The sequence below is a fragment of the Piscinibacter sp. XHJ-5 genome, from assembly GCF_029855045.1.
Lineage (GTDB): Bacteria > Pseudomonadota > Gammaproteobacteria > Burkholderiales > Burkholderiaceae_C > Albitalea.
Genome location: NZ_CP123228.1, coordinates 2,324,299 through 2,340,026, shown reverse-complemented (window position 1 = coordinate 2,340,026; position 15,728 = coordinate 2,324,299). Strand labels below are relative to the sequence as shown.

13 protein-coding genes and 1 pseudogene are annotated in these 15,728 nt (G+C 70.0%); 8 read left to right on the top strand and 6 right to left on the bottom strand.

Annotation, left to right across the window (positions count from 1 at the left end; translation table 11 throughout):
* Positions 1 to 203: 203 nt before the first annotated feature.
* A complete protein-coding gene (locus P7V53_RS10955; protein WP_280155513.1) occupies positions 204 to 1,247 on the top strand; it encodes a zinc-dependent alcohol dehydrogenase family protein in 1,044 nt (347 codons plus the stop codon).
* A gap of 203 nt (positions 1,248 to 1,450) precedes the next feature.
* A complete protein-coding gene (locus P7V53_RS10950) occupies positions 1,451 to 3,046 on the top strand; it encodes a sensor domain-containing diguanylate cyclase (RefSeq protein ID WP_280155512.1) in 1,596 nt (531 codons plus the stop codon).
* 19 nt (positions 3,047 to 3,065) lie between these two features.
* On the opposite strand, the gene P7V53_RS10945 is transcribed toward P7V53_RS10950, so the two are convergent.
* From P7V53_RS10945 to P7V53_RS10925, 5 genes are all read right to left on the bottom strand, one after another.
* Complete coding sequence (locus tag P7V53_RS10945) at positions 3,066 to 5,435, bottom strand: ATP-binding protein (RefSeq protein WP_280155511.1); 2,370 nt, start codon at positions 5,433 to 5,435, stop codon at positions 3,066 to 3,068.
* Positions 5,436 to 5,438: 3 nt separating this feature from the next.
* Complete coding sequence (locus tag P7V53_RS10940; protein ID WP_280155510.1) at positions 5,439 to 6,419, bottom strand: ABC transporter substrate binding protein; 981 nt, start codon at positions 6,417 to 6,419, stop codon at positions 5,439 to 5,441.
* Positions 6,420 to 6,630: 211 nt separating this feature from the next.
* The gene (xth, locus tag P7V53_RS10935) at positions 6,631 to 7,401 is read right to left on the bottom strand and encodes an exodeoxyribonuclease III (RefSeq protein ID WP_280155509.1); all 771 of its coding nucleotides are present in this window, start codon (positions 7,399 to 7,401) and stop codon (positions 6,631 to 6,633) included.
* 36 nt (positions 7,402 to 7,437) lie between these two features.
* The gene (locus P7V53_RS10930; protein WP_280155508.1) at positions 7,438 to 7,695 is read right to left on the bottom strand and encodes a hypothetical protein; all 258 of its coding nucleotides are present in this window, start codon (positions 7,693 to 7,695) and stop codon (positions 7,438 to 7,440) included.
* A 189-nt stretch (positions 7,696 to 7,884) separates the two neighbouring features.
* On the bottom strand, positions 7,885 to 9,183 hold the full coding sequence (locus P7V53_RS10925) for a pitrilysin family protein (RefSeq protein ID WP_280156485.1): 1,299 nt from the start codon (positions 9,181 to 9,183) through the stop codon (positions 7,885 to 7,887).
* 305 nt (positions 9,184 to 9,488) lie between these two features.
* On the opposite strand from P7V53_RS10925, the gene P7V53_RS10920 reads away from it, so the two are divergent.
* The gene (locus tag P7V53_RS10920; RefSeq protein ID WP_280155507.1) at positions 9,489 to 10,052 is read left to right on the top strand and encodes a DUF4136 domain-containing protein; all 564 of its coding nucleotides are present in this window, start codon (positions 9,489 to 9,491) and stop codon (positions 10,050 to 10,052) included.
* Here the strand turns inward: P7V53_RS10920 and P7V53_RS10915 are convergent.
* Complete coding sequence (locus P7V53_RS10915) at positions 10,049 to 12,955, bottom strand: AAA family ATPase (RefSeq protein WP_280155506.1); 2,907 nt, start codon at positions 12,953 to 12,955, stop codon at positions 10,049 to 10,051. The genes P7V53_RS10920 and P7V53_RS10915 overlap by 4 nt on opposite strands.
* Positions 12,956 to 13,111: 156 nt before the next feature.
* On the opposite strand from P7V53_RS10915, the gene P7V53_RS10910 reads away from it, so the two are divergent.
* From P7V53_RS10910 to P7V53_RS10890, 5 genes and pseudogenes are all read left to right on the top strand, one after another.
* Positions 13,112 to 13,342 carry a hypothetical protein gene (locus tag P7V53_RS10910; protein WP_280155505.1) on the top strand — a complete coding sequence of 77 codons (231 nt, stop codon included), beginning with the start codon at positions 13,112 to 13,114 and terminating at the stop codon, positions 13,340 to 13,342.
* Positions 13,343 to 13,344: 2 nt separating this feature from the next.
* Entirely contained in the window at positions 13,345 to 13,680 is a 336-nt protein-coding gene (locus tag P7V53_RS10905; RefSeq protein ID WP_280155504.1) for a hypothetical protein, read from the top strand.
* 21 nt (positions 13,681 to 13,701) lie between these two features.
* Positions 13,702 to 14,193 carry a hypothetical protein gene (locus P7V53_RS10900; RefSeq protein ID WP_280155503.1) on the top strand — a complete coding sequence of 164 codons (492 nt, stop codon included), beginning with the start codon at positions 13,702 to 13,704 and terminating at the stop codon, positions 14,191 to 14,193.
* A 43-nt stretch (positions 14,194 to 14,236) separates the two neighbouring features.
* Entirely contained in the window at positions 14,237 to 14,758 is a 522-nt protein-coding gene (locus P7V53_RS10895) for a hypothetical protein (RefSeq protein WP_280155502.1), read from the top strand.
* Between the two features lie 67 nt (positions 14,759 to 14,825).
* Positions 14,826 to 15,595, top strand: a pseudogene (locus P7V53_RS10890) (gallate dioxygenase); the annotation flags it as partial.
* Positions 15,596 to 15,728: the final 133 nt, after the last annotated feature.

The window sequence follows — 15,728 nt, the reverse complement described above, 5'->3', positions numbered from 1 at the left end:
TGAGTTCAAGCGCGACGCGCCGTCGCCATCACGCGGCCTGCCGAGGAGACCGCGTGGCGCAGCCTGCTGCAGCCCAGCCGCTGGCCTTCAGCGATTCAGGTGTGGGCGCAAGGCTCAGCCGTGAGCATCGGCTCTCGACAACCCCGACGTCGTCCGGGACAGACGGCCAGCCCCGCGAGCTGATCCATGTCAAGCTTGATGCCATGGTCCAGCCCACGCTTGCAGGCCGGGCGACGAGAGCGTTGCCGCCTCGCTATCGCGCGATGGCGCTCACCGGCGCCGCGCCGAATGCCTTGCGCGCGATCGAGCTTCCGATGCGGCCCCTGCTGCCCGGTGAGATCCGGCTGCGGGTGCAGGCCTGCGGCGTGTGCCGCACCGACCTGCACATCGTCGACGGCGAGCTCGGCGCCCCGGCGCTGCCGCGGGTGCCAGGCCACGAGATCGTCGGCGAGGTGGTCGAGCACGGCGCAGGCTGTGGCCAGCACCCGATCGGCACCCGCGTCGGCGTGCCGTGGCTGGGGGCGACGTGCCATCACTGCCAGCACTGCGCGCGCGGACGCGAGAACCTGTGCGAGAACGCGCTGTTCACCGGATGGACGGTGGACGGCGGCTATGCCGAGTACGCGATCGCGCGCGATGCCTACAGCTTCGCCCTGCCCGAAGACTACAGCGACGAGGAGGCCGCGCCGCTGCTGTGCGCCGGGCTGATCGGCTTTCGCGCCTTGCGCATGCTGCCTCAGGCCACCGCGGTCGGGCTGTATGGCTTCGGCGCGGCGGCTCACCTGGTGGCACAAGTGGCGCTGACGCAGGGCCGCCAGGTGTACGCCTTCACGCGGCCGGGCGACGAGGCGGCACAGGCGCTGGCGCGCTCGCTCGGCGTGCAGTGGGCCGGCGACAGCACGCAGAGCCCGCCGGGGCCCATGGACGGCGCGATCCTGTTCGCGCCTGCCGGCGAGCTGGTGCCGCGCGCGCTCCAGGCCGTGGAGGCGGCCGGCACCGTCGTGTGCGCCGGCATCCATATGAGCGACATCCCGTCCTTCCCTTACCGCTGGCTGTGGGGCGAGCGCTGCGTGCGCTCGGTGGCCAACCTGACGCGGCGCGATGCGACCGAGTTCCTCGCCTTCGCCGGCGCCCATCGGCTGCGACTGGCGACCACCCGCTACGACCTGGCCGATGCCGCACATGCGCTCGATGACCTGCGCGCGGGCCGCATTGCCGGCGCCGCCGTGCTGCGCGTCGACGCCTAGCCCCAGCCTCTCGCGAGCAGGAGACGGAGTGGCTGACATCGCCGCTCGTCGCGATTTGCAGCCTTCTCATTCGGGTTCCACAGGTGAAACTGCCGGGACCTGAGCCGGCCGGGAAGTGCTAGCCTCACTGCACCAGGTCTCACAGACTCGAGCAGGGAGCGGGGCCAGGGAGCAGACCACGCGCCTGAAGGACGGTGCATGCCATGGGCGAGCGCTTGCCAGTCGGTGCCGCCGTCGATGCGCGCATTGCCGATCACGCATTGCCGCACCGGGTGCGCACCGTCCGCGGGTGGCTGACGCTGCTGGTGTTCGTCTGCACCCTGCCTGCCTTTGCGGCCGCCACGCTGTACATCGCCTTCGAGTACCAGCGCGGCCGCGATCAGCTCGTGCGCGACTCGCTGGCCACCGCGCGCGCGCTGACGGCAGTGGTCGACCGGGAGCTGGCCGGAACGCGCTCCGCGCTGCTCGCCCTCGCATCGTCGCCCTACCTGGCCACCGATGAGCTGGCGCGCTTCCATCTGCAGGCGCAGCAGGTTCAACGCACGCAGAACGCCACCAACATCGTCCTGATCGATGCCCATGGCCGACAAGCGGTCAACACGCTGCGCTCCTTCGGCAGCCAGCTGCCGCTGGAGCCCAACACGGCCATTCTCGGCATCTTCCAGACCGGACAGCCGGTGGTCACCGATCTCTTCGTCGGCCCGGTCGCGCGACGGCCGCTGCTCGCGGTGGCCGTGCCCGTCATGCGCGGCGACAAGGTCGGATACGTGCTGGCCGCCGGCATCGGGCCCGAACGGCTGTCCGCCGTCCTGACCCAGCAACGCCTGCCGCCAGGCTGGGTGGCGGGCATCTTCGACAGCACCGGAACGGTCGTGGCCCGCACCCGCGAGGCCGAGCGCTATGTGGGTCAAAAGGGATCGCCCGCGCTGATCGCGCGCATGGCCGATGGCGGCGACGGCGTGGTCGAAAGCGTGACGCTGGAAGGAACGCCCGTCGTGTCGGTGTTCAGCCGTTCCGCGCAATCGAGGTGGTCGGTGGCCATCGGCATCCCGCGCGCCATGCTCGCCGGACAGCTGCGCGGATCGCTGCTCGGCCTGGTGGCGGCGACGCTGCTGCTGCTGGCCGTGGCGCTGGGCGCGGCCTGGCATGTGGGGCGGCGCATGGCGCGCTCGATCCGCGCGCTGGTGGCGCCGGCCGTGGCGCTCGGGCATGGCGAGCCCGTCAAGCTGCCGCCGCTGGAGCTGCAGGAGGCCAATGAAGTGGCCCAGGCGATGAATCGGACGTCCGACTTGCTGCAGCGGGCCGTGGACCGGGCCTCGCACGATGCGTTGACGGGGCTGGCCAATCGCACGCTGTTCGAGGAATTCCTCCACAGCCAGATCGCGGTGTGCCATCGCGCGCACACCGAGGTCAGCGTGATGGTCATCGACCTCGACGGCTTCAAGGGGGTCAACGACCGGCACGGCCACGCGGCCGGCGACGAGCTGCTTCGCTGGGTGGCCAAGCGGATCGTCGCCGGCGTGCGTCAATCGGATCTTCCGGCCCGCCTGGGCGGCGACGAGTTCGCGGTCGTCCTCGTCGGCACCACCGAGGCCGGCGCGCGCCAGGTGGCGGAGAAGATCCTCGAACTCGTCTCCAGCCACCCTGAACACCAGCGGGCCGTGTCGGCCAGCATCGGCATCGCCGTCTATCCACGGTCCGCACGGTCGATGGACGAGCTGCTGCGCCGGGCCGACCAGGCGATGTACGCCGCCAAGGGATCGGGCAAGCGGCGCATCTCGGTGGCGACACAGGCCTGACCGGGAGCCTCGTCGCGGCTCAGGATGGCGGCGCGGTCCAGCGCAGCTTCAGCACGGCCGCGATGCTGTCCAGCAGATCGTCCATGCGCACGGGCTTGGTGAGGAAGGCATCCGCGCCTGCGGCCAGGCTGGCGGCGCGGTCGGTGGGCTGCGCGCCCGCGGAGATCGCGATGATGGACATGCCCGCCAGATCGGGCATCGCGCGCAGCCGGCGCGTGGCCTCCAGGCCGTCCATCACCGGCATCACGTTGTCCATCAGCACGAGGTCGGGATTCAGGCGCTCGGCCTGGCGCAAGGCTTCCTGGCCATCGGCGGCGACGTGCAGATCGAAGCCGAGCGGCGACAGCAGGTCGATCAGCATCTTTCGGTTGCCGGCCACGTCGTCGACCACCAGCACGCGCCTGCGCGGACCTTCGTAGCCGGCGGCCTGGGGCGCTGGTGCCGCCGGCTGCGCGTGGCCCACGGCCTGGGCCGGCAGCGGCAGGTCGAACCAGAACCGGCAGCCGTGCCCGACTTCGCTTTGCAGATGGATGTCGCTGTCCATGCGGCGCATCAGCTCGCGGCTGATGGCCAGGCCCAGTCCGGTCCCCTGCGGCCGATGACGCGCTTCGCCTGCCTGCTCGAAGGGGTGGAAGAGCCGCGGCTGGTCCTGCTCGGCGATGCCGGGGCCGCTGTCGATCACCTCGAATCGCAGGTGTTGCGCGCCGTGGCGGCCCACACGCAGCACCACGCGCCCCTGGCTCGTGAACTTGACCGCGTTGTCGAGCAGGTTCAGCAGCACTTGGCGCAGCCGCTTCTCGTCCGCGTACAGGACGTCCGGCAGGTCCTCGGCGATCTCGGACTTGAAGCGCAGGCCTTTTTCCTGCGCGCGCAGCCGGATCACGTCGGTGAGCATGCGCAGGAACGGCTGCAGCGAGATCTCGCTGCACAAAAGCTCCAGGCGCCCGGCCTCGATCTTCGCCAGGTCCAGCACATCATTGATCAGCGTGAGCAGATGCTCGCCGCTCTGCAGGATGGTGGCCGCGCGCCCGCGCTGCGCGCCGCTCAGCGTGGGGTCGCGCTCCAGGATCTGGGCGAACCCGAGCACCGCGTTCAGCGGCGTTCTCAGCTCGTGGCTCATGTTGGCCAGGAAGGCGCTCTTGGCGTGGCTCGCGACTTCGGCACGCTCCTTGGCCTGCTCGAGCTCCAGCGTGCGCTCGCGCACGATCTCCTCCAGCCGGTCGCGATGGCGGCGCAGTTCCTCCTGGGCATTGCGTCGCTCGGTCACGTCGGTCCCGAAGGCCTCGATGTACAGCGGCGTGCCGCCGGCGTCGCGCACGATCCGCATGCTGGACGACACCCAGATCGGGCGGCCGTCGCGATGCCGCAGATTCAATTCGTAGCCGACCATCGCGTCGCGCTCGAGCAGCTTCTGCAGGAAGTCTTCTCGATCCTTCGGATGCACGTACAGCTGCTGGCCGATGTCCGTCACGCTGCCCAGCAGCTCTTCCGGCGACGAGTAGCCGAGCATGCTGGCCGTCGCGGGGTTGGCCGCGAGCAGACGGCCGTCGAGGGAGGCGCGCCAGATCGCCTCCAGCGCATTGGCATAGATGCCGCGGTAGTCGGCCTCGCTGCGCCGCACCTCCTCCAGCAGGCGTTGGAGCTCGTCGGCCATGCCGTTGAAGCGCTGCGCCAGCTCGCCGATCTCGTCGCGCGAGTCGACGTGCACGCGCCGCGCGAGGTCGCCCGCGGCGAGCTGCTGCGCCGCCTGCGCAAGCTCGGTCACCGGCCGCGCGATGCTGCGCGCGACCAGCGCCGCGACGGCCGCGGCCAGCAGCACGAGGAGCGCGCCGATGCCGGCGAACTGCACCATGATGGCCGCGATGGTCTGCTTCTGCTTCTGCGTCGTCTGCTGCAGCTGCGCCTGAGTCTGCTGACCGAGCGCCTGCTGCGCGTCCTTCGCCTCGCGCAATGCCGTGTACAGGGTCAGCAGGCGCTCGTTGCGCTCGCGCGTGCTGCCGAAATCGCCATCGAGGGTCGTGAGCCGATGCACCTCGTCGGCGAGGGTCGCCAGGGCCCGGTCCAGGGAGGCTCGACCGCCCGGCACCTCCACGCGCTCGCTGGCGGAGCGCAGCTCCTGCAGTGCCTGCTGCAACGCTTCGCGCTGCTGCGGGCCGCCGACGATGGCGAAGCGCTCCACGTCGGCTTCGAGCATCGACAGCGCCACCGCCACCTCCTGCAGGCGGGCCAGGCGGGTGCCGTTCGGAGCGACCTCGTCGGCGGCCAGCCGCACCTGCCCGAGCTGATGCAGGCCGGCGCCCATCACCAGCAGCACCAGGCCGAGAACGAGCGCGAAGCCGCTCAGGATCTTGCGTCGCACTGACGCAGCGACCAGCGCGGGCAGCCTCATCGCCTATCCGCGGTGCACGATGCCGGCGTTCTTCAGCAGGGCTGGACTGAAGACGATGCCCAGCTTGTCGGCCAGCGCCAGGTTGAGCCCCAGCACGGCCTTCTTGTTCTCGGCCAGCGGAAGGTTGCCCGGCCTGGCGCCGCGCAGGATCTTCAACGCCGTGTCGGCGGCGTACTCACCCTGCTCCTCCGGCAGCTTGCCCATCGTGATCAGCACCAACGGGGTCATGTACCCGTCGACATAGCCGGTGGGAATGCGCGTGCGGTCCATGATGAACGACCGCGCGGCCGCGTCGTCCCAGCCGGCGATGCCCGCGTAGTTGCCGGTGATGAGCATGTCCGCCATCGTCTGCGTCTCGAGATACGCGCGCTGGAACTCCTCGACCGTCCGCACCAGCCGGACCTGCATCTGGCCCCCGAAGAAGTGCTGGTTGTAGGTGGCGACCACCTTGGCCTGGGTCTGTGTGTCCGCGCTGAGGTAAGCCACCCGATCGCCGCGGGTGTACTCGCGCAGCGCGCGCACCAGCGGCCGCACGAGATCGACTTCCAGCATGCCGGTGATCGTGCTGGTGGGAAAGCCGTAGGCCGACGCGTCCCAGTTGATGCCCGCGAACACCACCGGCAGCGGACCGCCCTTGAGGTACGGCACGACGAAGTACTTGGCCGCCGCGTCGTCCGTGGCGATCACGACGTCGGGCTTGAAGTCGTCGACGGCGGTCTTCGCGCGCTGCGCGGCCTGGCGTGCAAATGCTTCGTCCGGATGGCGTGCCGTGTCCATGCGCAGGATCCGCAACTCGACGCCTTGGCCCTTGAGCGTGGCCGTGATGCCACGGCCGATGCCGTCGTTCCAGGGGTTGCCCTCGTGGTAGGAGTCGACCCACAGGATGCGCTTCCCGGCGACGTCCGGGGCAGCGGCAGCGATGGTCGCCGTCAACTGGCCCAGCGCCGCCAGCGCCTGTCGCCGGTTCATCGAACGGATCGTCATCGGGGGCTCCTCTCGCATCAGCCACGCGGCGCCCGGGGCAGCCGGTCACTTCTTGCGTCGGTGCATCTTGCTCTCGAATGAGAGTAGGCCTTCGGCGATCGCATGGGTGCCGGGAAAGTGCTTATGTTTCCCTGCATTCGTTGCGCGGTGGTTAGGACCTCTGTTAACGCCATGGGAGGCCTCGCGAGGCCTCCCATGGCGTTAACAGGCCCTAGTCGGTCAGCTCTATCCACACCGGCGCGTGGTCGCTCGGCTTGTGCCGGCCGCGGTGCTCGATGTCCACCTCGGCCCGGGAGAGCCTCGCGACCAGCTGCGGATGCAGCAGCAGGAAGTCCATGCGAAAGCCTGCGTTGCGCTGGAACGCCGCGTCGTTGACCCAGAAGGTGTAGATCCGTTTCCCGGGATGCATGAACCGCGTCGCATCGACCCAGCCCTGCGCCAGCAGATGCCGATAGGCCTCCCGGCTTTGTGGTTGAAGGACGGCGTCGAAACGCCACAGCCATGCGTTGTAGATGTCCTCGTCGGTGGGCACGACGTTGAAGTCGCCGGCCAGGACGACGTTGCTGCTCTGCGACTTCAATGTCTGCGCATGCCGCGCGAGCCGCTCGAACCACGCCAGCTTGTAGTCGAACTTGGGGCCCGGCTGCGGATTGCCGTTGGGCAGGTAGACGCTGGCGACCGTCATGCCGTGCACCTGCGCTTCCAGGTAGCGCGCCTGCACGTCGGCGTCGTCCCCGGGAAGGCCTCGGCGAACCTCCATCGGCATCTGGCCGCGCGCCAGGATGGCAACGCCGTGGTGCCGCGGCTGCCCATGCCAGATCGCACCGTACCCGGCGGCCTCGATCGCCGCGACGGGAAACGATGCGTCGCCCGTCTTCACCTCCTGGAGGCAGACGACATCCGGGCGCGACTGCGCCAACCACTCGAGGAGTCGGGGCAGACGCCCGTTGATGCCGTTGACGTTGAACGTGGCGATCTTCAACGCGCTTGAAGCTCCGTGTGAACCGGCGTCCCGGAATCAGTCGCGCGGGTCGCTTCGAAGCGAGTCCAGCAGCGCCAGCATCGTGACCGCACCGAGCAGCAGGACGATCAGCTGCCCGACGACCCGAAATCCATCCCCGGCCCACAGCGGGACCACCACCATGCACGCCAGCAGGACGGCGGCTGCGCCCACCAGGCCGTTGGCGAATGCACCTCTCTCGCGTTCGGTGCGCATCAGCGGGTCGAGAAGCCACCCGGCAAGACAGCCGATCGCCAGCCAGAAGAGGACTTCCATGGCACCCTCACGCACACCCGACGCCGCAACACTAGCTCTCGGGGGCAGTCGGCGACATCGTCACAGGCCGCGAGATCAGGTCAGTGCATGAGCATCGCGGACCGGCGCATCGACCGATGTCGGACGACAGACGCGTGCGGGACCCTGCGTCCGCTGCGTCCTACAGCGACCGGCAGCGCGGCCACGACTTCACGCCGGCTCGCGCGCCGGCAGAACGCGAAACGCCTCGTCCGCGCCCTTGGGGACCTTGCCCGCGACAGCCACGGTCGCGCCCGCGGCCAGCATCCGCGCGAACGCCTCGCGCACCCGGGCCGGCGTCACGGCATCGACATGCGCTGCCAGTTCCGCCTGCGAACGCACCCGCCCGTGCACGAACAGGTCCTGCGCGGCCTGCTCGAGGCGTCTGTACGGCCGCTCGGCATCGCGCAGGCGGCGCACCGCGATCTGGTTGCGTGCGCGCGCCAGGCCCACCGGGTCGGTGCTCTCGGCATGGGTGTCCAGCAGGCGCGCGACCTCGACGGAAAACTCCGCCACGTTCTCCGGCGCGGTGGAGGCTTCGATCACGAACTGGCCGCACAGGTCCGACACATCGGCCGAGCAAGCCGCGTAGTAGACGAGGCCCCGACGCTCGCGCAGCTCGTCGAGCAGCGGCGAGCTCATTCCCTCGCCGAACAGCGCGGCCGCGACGACGCTGGCGTGGTAGTCGTCCCTGAGCGTCGGCGTGGGGAATCCGAGCACGACGTGCGTCTGGCTGCAGCCGGGCTGCCGGCGCATCGCGATGCCGCCCAGGTAGGGCGGCGCCTGCACCACGTTCTCGATGCCCTGCACCATCCGGCCAAACGCCGCTTCGGCGTCCTTGGCGACCGCATGCGGGTCGACGTTGCCCGCCACGCCGATGACGACGTTCTCCCCGCTGTACTGACGCTGCACGTAGGCCAGCAGCTCGACCCGCGTGAACCGCTCGATGTTGGCGCGAGTGCCGATGACGGGCCGGCCCATCGCATGCGCGCCGAAGCAGGTCTTGTCGAACAGCTTGTAGGCGCTGGACAGCGGATCGTCCTCGTCCTCGGCGTACTCCTGCAGGATCACCTCGCGCTCGCGCTCGAGCTCGGCCTCGGGGAAGGTGCTGTTCTGCACGACGTCGCCCAGCATGCGCAGGAACCGCCCCGCGTCGCGAGCCATACCGTGCATGTGGAAGGCGGTGTGGTCCTTGTCGGTATGCGCATTCACCTCGGCGCCCAGGCGTTCTGCGTCGAGGTTGATCTGCTGGCAGCTGCGCTCGTGCGTGCCCTTGAATGCCATGTGCTCGACGAAGTGGCTGATGCCGTTCAGCCGCCGGCTCTCGTTGCGGCTGCCGGTGCGCACGAACACGCTCACGCTCACGCTGTCGAGGTACGGAAGACGGAGGGTGACGACCCGCACGCCGTTGCCCAGCCGGGCCACGATGGCGTCGGCATCGCGGGCCGTTTCCTGAATGTCCCACCCCATGAGGCTCAACGACTTTGCTCCTGTCGGACACCACGGACTCGACGCGATGCAGGGCATGCCGGCAAGCCGGACATCCGGGCCGCATGTCCGCGTGCGCTCGACTCGCAAGCATAGGCGCAGTCGTCGCGTCCCGAGGCGCGAACGCCCCAAATACCCGGGCGGCATCGCGACGGGTTGGAGCCCCCAGGGCGAGAGCAGACCCATTTCAGACCGTTGCGAAACGACTTCCTGCCCCTGGCCGCCTAGTGTGGCGGGCACGCCGGCGCGAGTCCGATCCGGCGCCTCCCCCGCAACCAGGACCACCCATGAACATCAAGCTGCCTTCCCGTTTCATCGCACTCGGCCCCGCGTTGCTCGCGGTGCTGATCTCCCTGCAGACCGGCTGCGCGAGCCAGCCCGACATCCGGCGCGACAAGGACCCTGCCGTCGACCTCAAGGCCTACAAGACTTTCGGATTCTTCGATCCGGTGCCCACCGACCGCGCGCGCTACACGACGCTGGTCAGCCATCACCTCAAGCAGGCCACCCGAGACCAGCTCGAGCGGCGCGGCTATGTGTACAGCGAGCGCGATCCGGCGCTGCGCATCAACTTCTTGCTGCATGTGGTCGATCGCCAGGACGTGCGGACCACGCCGGTGGCCGGCCCCGGGCCGCTGGCCTATCGTTCCTGGGGAGGCCGGCTGGACACCACGAGCTACCGCCAGGGCTCCCTGCGCATCGATCTGGTCGACGCCGATCGCAACGTGCTGGTCTGGCAAGGCGTCGCCGAGGGCCGCGTCGGCGAGGACGCCCTCAAGAATCCGGGCGCCGCGCTCCAGGAGGTGGTGGCCGGCATCTTCACGGGCTTCGACGACACGCCCGTGCGCTAGCGAGCGTCGAGCAGGGCGCGCGCGTCGATCACCACCCGCATCCGCTCGTCCTGGTATGAGGCGAGGATGGTGCGCAGCCGGTCTCGCTGCGCCCGATCGGACAAGCCCCGCAGGCGGCCCGCGACCACCAGCGCACCGAGCTCGTGAAAGTGCGCCCCCTGCTCGACGGCGATCGCCAGCGCCGCATCCAGGCTCGCGGCCGCGCCTCGGGGTTCGCCTCGCGCGATCAGCAGTTCCGCCTTCAGGCGGTGGAGCGGGCTGAGCAGGAAGCGCTCATGGCCGGTCTGCGCGAACGACAGTCCCTGCTCGATCGCCGCGCATGCCTCATCAACCAGGCCCGCGTCCCGGCAGGCTTCGGCATAGTGCAGCTGATACCCGGTCAGCCCGATGCGCATGCCCAGCCGCTGGCAGCTGCGCTCGGCAGCGCGCATCTCGGCCATGCCCTGGTCGACCTGTCCGCGGATCGCCACCAGGTGACCGTGCAGCCACGAGAACGCGCCCGGGGCGGTCGGCAGCCCGTGGCTGCGGATCACGCCGAAGAGCTGCTCGATCGCATGGAGCGAAGGCGTGTACTCGTCGGCGAAGTAGTGCAACGCACCGAACAGATGAAGCGCGATCACCTGGCTGATGGGGTGGCGGATGTGCGCTGCCAGCGCGACCGCCTCGCCGGCCAGTCGACGAGCCTGCGCGGGCTCGCCCATCCACCACAGCACCAGCGCCAGGTAGCCCCGCGCCTCGACGCCCGGGTCCTGCACGAACATGCCGGGCGCAAGGCGATCGCCGAGTGCCGCGTGCAGCTCGAGCACCTTCTCCAGGCAGCGCCGCGCCTCCCGGAGCTCGCCCATCATCGCCAGCGTGAGGCCCATCGCGCTGGACCCGGCGAGCGTGAGGCCCATGCCCGCCTCGTCGTCGCCGAGGTCGAGGATGCGCTGCGCCAGGGCGCGTGCCTGCGGCAGCTCGCAGCGCGCGAGGCTCACCCACCACAGACCGTGCAGCGCCCGCGCGCGAGCCGGGCTGTCGCCCACGCGCTCGCACACGACACGGGCCCGCTCGAAAGCGGCGGCCACCTCGGGCTCGGAGATGACATGCAGCCGCGTCAGCGCGACGCCTTCGAGCACACGCAGGTCGAGCTCGATCCCGCCCTGCTCCTGCGGGTCGGGCCGGTGCGCGAGCAGCTCCAACCCGCGCCGTGCGGCGCGCAATGCCTCGGGGGCGGCGCTGCGCGCGAGCGACCGGCCGGCCACCGCCGCCAGCTGCCGGATCGCCGCCGGAAACGCGCCGCTGCGCTCGAAGTGCATCGCCAGTTCCGCGGCGATCTCCGGTGCGGCACCGGCGTAGGCCGCCTGCAGCGAGGCGGCGATCTGTCCATGCCATTGCATGCGCTGCGCGAGTCCCAGCCGCTCGTAGAACACATGCTGGTAGAGCGCATGCCGAAAGGCATACCGCGCCGCGAGACCGCCGCCGGGCAGCGTGACGACACCGGCGCTGCGCACCCACTGGTGCCGGGCCGCCGCGGTGTCGAGCGCTTCCCGCACATCCGCAGGCGCCATCTGCAGCACCTCGGGCAGCGCCAGGTGCATGAACTCCACGCCCGCCACGCTGGCCGCCTCGAGCACACGGCGCTGCCCGGAAGGCAGCCGGCCGATCTGCTTGTCGATCACGCCGGCAATGCTGCGCGGCACACTGAACCCCACCGCCTCCGGGAACGACCAGCCCTGCTCCTCGCGCCGCAGGCTGCCGTCGGCGATCAGTTCGTCCAGCACGTTGACGACGAACAGCGGCAGCCCCTCGGTGTGGGCGTGCAAGGCGCGCACGAAGGCCTCGGGCGCGGGCCGGCCGTCCAGTCGCTCGGCGACGAGCTCGCCGACGTCGGCCTCCGAGAAGGCTTCGAGGTCGATCTCGCGGCACAGACGGTGCAGGCGCAGCTCCTGCCGCAGGCCCGCCAGGGGATGTTCCTCGACGATCACGTCGGTCGGCCTGAAGCTGCCCAGCAGCATCAGTGACGCGGCGGTCCGGCGCCGTGCGAGGTAGCCGATCAGCTGCACGGTGGCGTGGTCGCACCAGTGCAGGTCCTCGAGCACCAGCAGCAGCGCGCGCTCGGTGGTGCAGCGATCGAGCAGCTCGCCGAATTCGCGCAGCATGCGGTCCTGGGTGGCACCGGCCACTTCGCGCTGCAGCGCGCGTCGGTCCTCGTCCTCGAGGTACCAGGGCAGCTGCGCCAGCCAGGTCGGCGCCACGCGCCGCAGCCATCCGAGCATCGTGCTGCCGTCGTCGCCGCGGCAGAGCATGTTCAGCGCTTCCAGCACCGGCATGTAGGGCTCGCCGGGGCCGTAGTGTTCGACACATTGGCCCACGGCCAGCGCCGGCCGCGACGGCAGCATTGCGTCGACGAATCGGTCGATCAGGGTCGACTTGCCGATGCCGGCTTCGCCAGCGACCAGCACGAGCTGCCGCTTGCCGCGCCGGGCGGCGTCGAAGCAGTCCTGCAGCACATCGAGGGGCGCGCTGCGGCCGATCAGCGCGGGCGCGGCGGCGTGGATGCCCGGGTCGGCGCGCGGCGCGGCCGGCTCGATCGACGGGCGGTCAAGGGCGGCGATGAAGCGGTAGCCGCGACGCGACGCCGTTTCGATGTAGAGCGGCTGGCGGGCGTCGTCATCGAGTGCGTTGCGCAAGTGGCTGACGACGGTCTTGAGCACCGATTCGCTGATGTGCCGGTGGCCCCACACCGCATCGAGCAGGGTGTCCTTCGTGACGAGCTGGCCCGGCTGGCGCGCCAGCACGCAGAGCACGGCGAAGGCCCTCGGCTGCAGCTCGACCGGTCGACCGTGGCGGCTGAGGCGTGCATTGCCCTCGTCGAGCTGGAAGTCGCCGAACCGAACCCGCAAAGGTTGAAGGTCGCTCATCGATGAGTCCCGATGTCGAACGCCCGCACTTTAGCCGCGGCATCAGCGCTCGCAACCGAAACGCGACCGATCCCGGACTTGTGCGAAACGACTTCGCCCGGGGTCCTGACTACGCTCCATCCCAGATCTGGCGACCTGCCGGAACGGACCTTCCTCATGACCCTCAACCCTTATCCGAACCATCCGAGCTCGGGCTCCTACGTGCTGAAGCTGCATCGCGACGCGAGGCCGCGACTCGGCCTGCTGTGCGGACGGATCGAGCACATCGTCAGCGGCGACAGCATCGAGTTCGCGAACAGCGAAGCGCTGCTGGCGTGGCTGCTGCAGCACGCCGCGCAGGTGCACGCGGCGTCGTCCATCGGCACCAAACCCGACAACCAGGAGTGATCGTGAGAGAAGTCCACAGCAATGTCGTCCGCCCATGGGCCCTGGCGCTCATCGTGGCGACGCTGGCCGCGGGTTGCGCAAGCGGCCCGGGCCCTGCCGGCCGGCCGCCCGCACCCGCACCTGCCGACTGCAGCGCCGTCGCCACCGAGATCGCTCGCGTGGAAGAGGCCAGGCGCGCCGCGGCCGAGAAACACGAAGGCGCCTGGAAAGCGGTGATCCCGTTCGCCGTCGCAGCGCGGTATGCCAGCGGCAAGGCCGCGGCCGGCGAAGCCGACCGGCAGCTGAGCGAGCTCCATGCCGAATCCCACCGTCAAGGCTGCGCCAGCGAGCGCGGCTGACATCACGCAAGGACATCCACCATGACATCACGCATTTCCCTTGCCCTCCACGTCGCCTGTGCGCTGACGACCTCCCTCATGGCGACCGCGGCATTCGCCGAGGGATTGCGATCCACGTTCGCGGCCCACGGCAGCCACGCCACGCTGGCCGGCCAGAAAGGCCTCGTCGCCGACGGGCAAGGCAACGCCGCCGGCGCGGCGCGCAGCGGCTTCACCACGGCCTCGGGCGGCCAGGGACAACGCTCGGCCCAGTTCAATCGCACGTCTGACGGCGCTGCCGCCGCGAGCGGCCAGGCCACCGCGAGCGGCTCGAACGGCAGCGCCGAGCGCAGCGGCAGCTTCACCCGCGACGCCGACGGCAGCGCCTCGGGCGAGCGCAGCACGACGGTGACGAATGCGAACACCGGCGTCACCTACGACGGGTCCACGACCTACACCAAGGGCGCCGGCGTGAGCCGCACGGGGGGCTGCAAGGATGCGTCCGGCAACAGCGTCTCGTGCGTGTCGCGCTAGCTCTCGCGTTCAAGTGGAGACGACAGCCATGAGCTTCGCAGCCATGAAATCCGATCGCGCACGCCAAACCGCGATCGCGGCGCTCGTGCTGGGTCTTGGCGTCGCCGCCGGCGCGGTGCACGCCCAGTCGGCCGTGGGACGGTCCGCGATGGCGAACCCGGTGATCTACCCCGCCAGGGAGCAAAGCCCCCGGCAGCAGGACCAGGACAAGTACGAGTGCTACGACTGGGCCAAGCGCCAGTCGGGCTTCGATCCGGCACAGACCTCCCCGCCGGTGACGACGGCCGCCGCGCCACCCACTTCTTCCGGCGGTGCGACCGGCGCGATGGTGCGCGGGGCCGCCGGGGGCGCGGCCGTCGCGGAGCTGTCCCACCACGATGCCGGTCGCGGAGCCGCCGTGGGTGTGCTCGGCAGCACGGTCATGCAGCGCGCCAAGGAACGCCAGGCCGCGCAATCGGGGCAGCAGCAGATGGCCGAGCAGCAGGCGGCGCGCGAGCAGCTTCGCGCGATCTACGGCCGGGCCTTCGCCGCGTGCCTGGAAGCGCGCGGCTACGTCGTCAAGTGAGCGCGATGCCAGGAAGAAGCGCTCCAGCAGCTCGCGCGAGGGCGATCCTTGTCGTGACAGCGCCACCATGGCAACGATTCTCGGCGGCATCGCCGCCTCGCACACACCGACGATCGGTTTCGCGTTCGACCGGAACAAGCGTGACGATCCCGCGTGGGCGCCGATCTTCGCGGCGTTCGATCCGGTCCGGCAGTGGCTGGACCAGAAAAACCCCGACGTGCTGCTCTTCATCCGCAACGATCACGTCACCTCCTTCTTCTTCGACCACTATTCCGCATTCGCGCTCGGCGTCGGCGAGCAGTGGGCCGTGGCGGACGAAGGAGCGGGGGCGCGCGACCTGCCACCCATCGGCGGCGACCCGGCGTTTGCTGCACACATCGGCCGATCGCTGATGTCCGACGAATTCGACATGTCGTTCTTCCAGGAGAGGCCGCTCGACCATGGCTGCCTTTCTCCGCTGTCGATGCTGTGTCCGCACGAGCACGGCTGGTCGGTGCGCATCGTGCCGCTGCAGGTCGGCGTGCTGCAGTTCCCGATTCCCACCGCGCGGCGCTGCTTCAAGCTCGGCGAGGCGCTGCGCCGTGCCATCGAGAGCTGCCCGCAGGACCTGCGCGTGGTGGTCGTCGCCACCGGCGGCTTGTCGCACCAGGTGAGCGGCGAACGCGCGGGCTTCAACAACACCGCGTGGGACCAGCATTTCCTCGACCTCTTCGAGAACGACCCGCAGCGGCTTGCGGCGATGACCCACGCCGAGTACGCCGAGCTGGGCGGGATCGAGGGCTCCGAAGTCATCATGTGTTGGTGATGCGAGGGGCGCTGTCGGCCCAGGTGCGATGCCTGAACCCCAAGACGCAAAGCGCAGCGATGCCCGTAGGCATCGCGAGCATTTGCAACGCCGCCATGCGCGTCGCCTGCGCGGCAGGCACTTCCGAATCGGCCGTTACAGGCCACTAGGTTCACCCCAGCCGGC

Coding starts and splice junctions, on each gene's coding strand:
- P7V53_RS10930 (WP_280155508.1), bottom strand. CDS start 7,695: ATGGAAGTCCTCTTCTGGCTGGCGATCGGCTGTCTTGCCGGGTGGCTT.
- P7V53_RS10915 (WP_280155506.1), bottom strand. CDS start 12,955: ATGAGCGACCTTCAACCTTTGCGGGTTCGGTTCGGCGACTTCCAGCTC.
- P7V53_RS10950 (WP_280155512.1), top strand. CDS start 1,451: ATGGGCGAGCGCTTGCCAGTCGGTGCCGCCGTCGATGCGCGCATTGCC.
- P7V53_RS10955 (WP_280155513.1), top strand. CDS start 204: ATGGTCCAGCCCACGCTTGCAGGCCGGGCGACGAGAGCGTTGCCGCCT.
- P7V53_RS10895 (WP_280155502.1), top strand. CDS start 14,237: ATGAAATCCGATCGCGCACGCCAAACCGCGATCGCGGCGCTCGTGCTG.
- P7V53_RS10900 (WP_280155503.1), top strand. CDS start 13,702: ATGACATCACGCATTTCCCTTGCCCTCCACGTCGCCTGTGCGCTGACG.
- P7V53_RS10920 (WP_280155507.1), top strand. CDS start 9,489: ATGAACATCAAGCTGCCTTCCCGTTTCATCGCACTCGGCCCCGCGTTG.
- P7V53_RS10940 (WP_280155510.1), bottom strand. CDS start 6,419: ATGACGATCCGTTCGATGAACCGGCGACAGGCGCTGGCGGCGCTGGGC.
- P7V53_RS10945 (WP_280155511.1), bottom strand. CDS start 5,435: ATGAGGCTGCCCGCGCTGGTCGCTGCGTCAGTGCGACGCAAGATCCTG.
- P7V53_RS10910 (WP_280155505.1), top strand. CDS start 13,112: ATGACCCTCAACCCTTATCCGAACCATCCGAGCTCGGGCTCCTACGTG.
- P7V53_RS10925 (WP_280156485.1), bottom strand. CDS start 9,183: ATGGGGTGGGACATTCAGGAAACGGCCCGCGATGCCGACGCCATCGTG.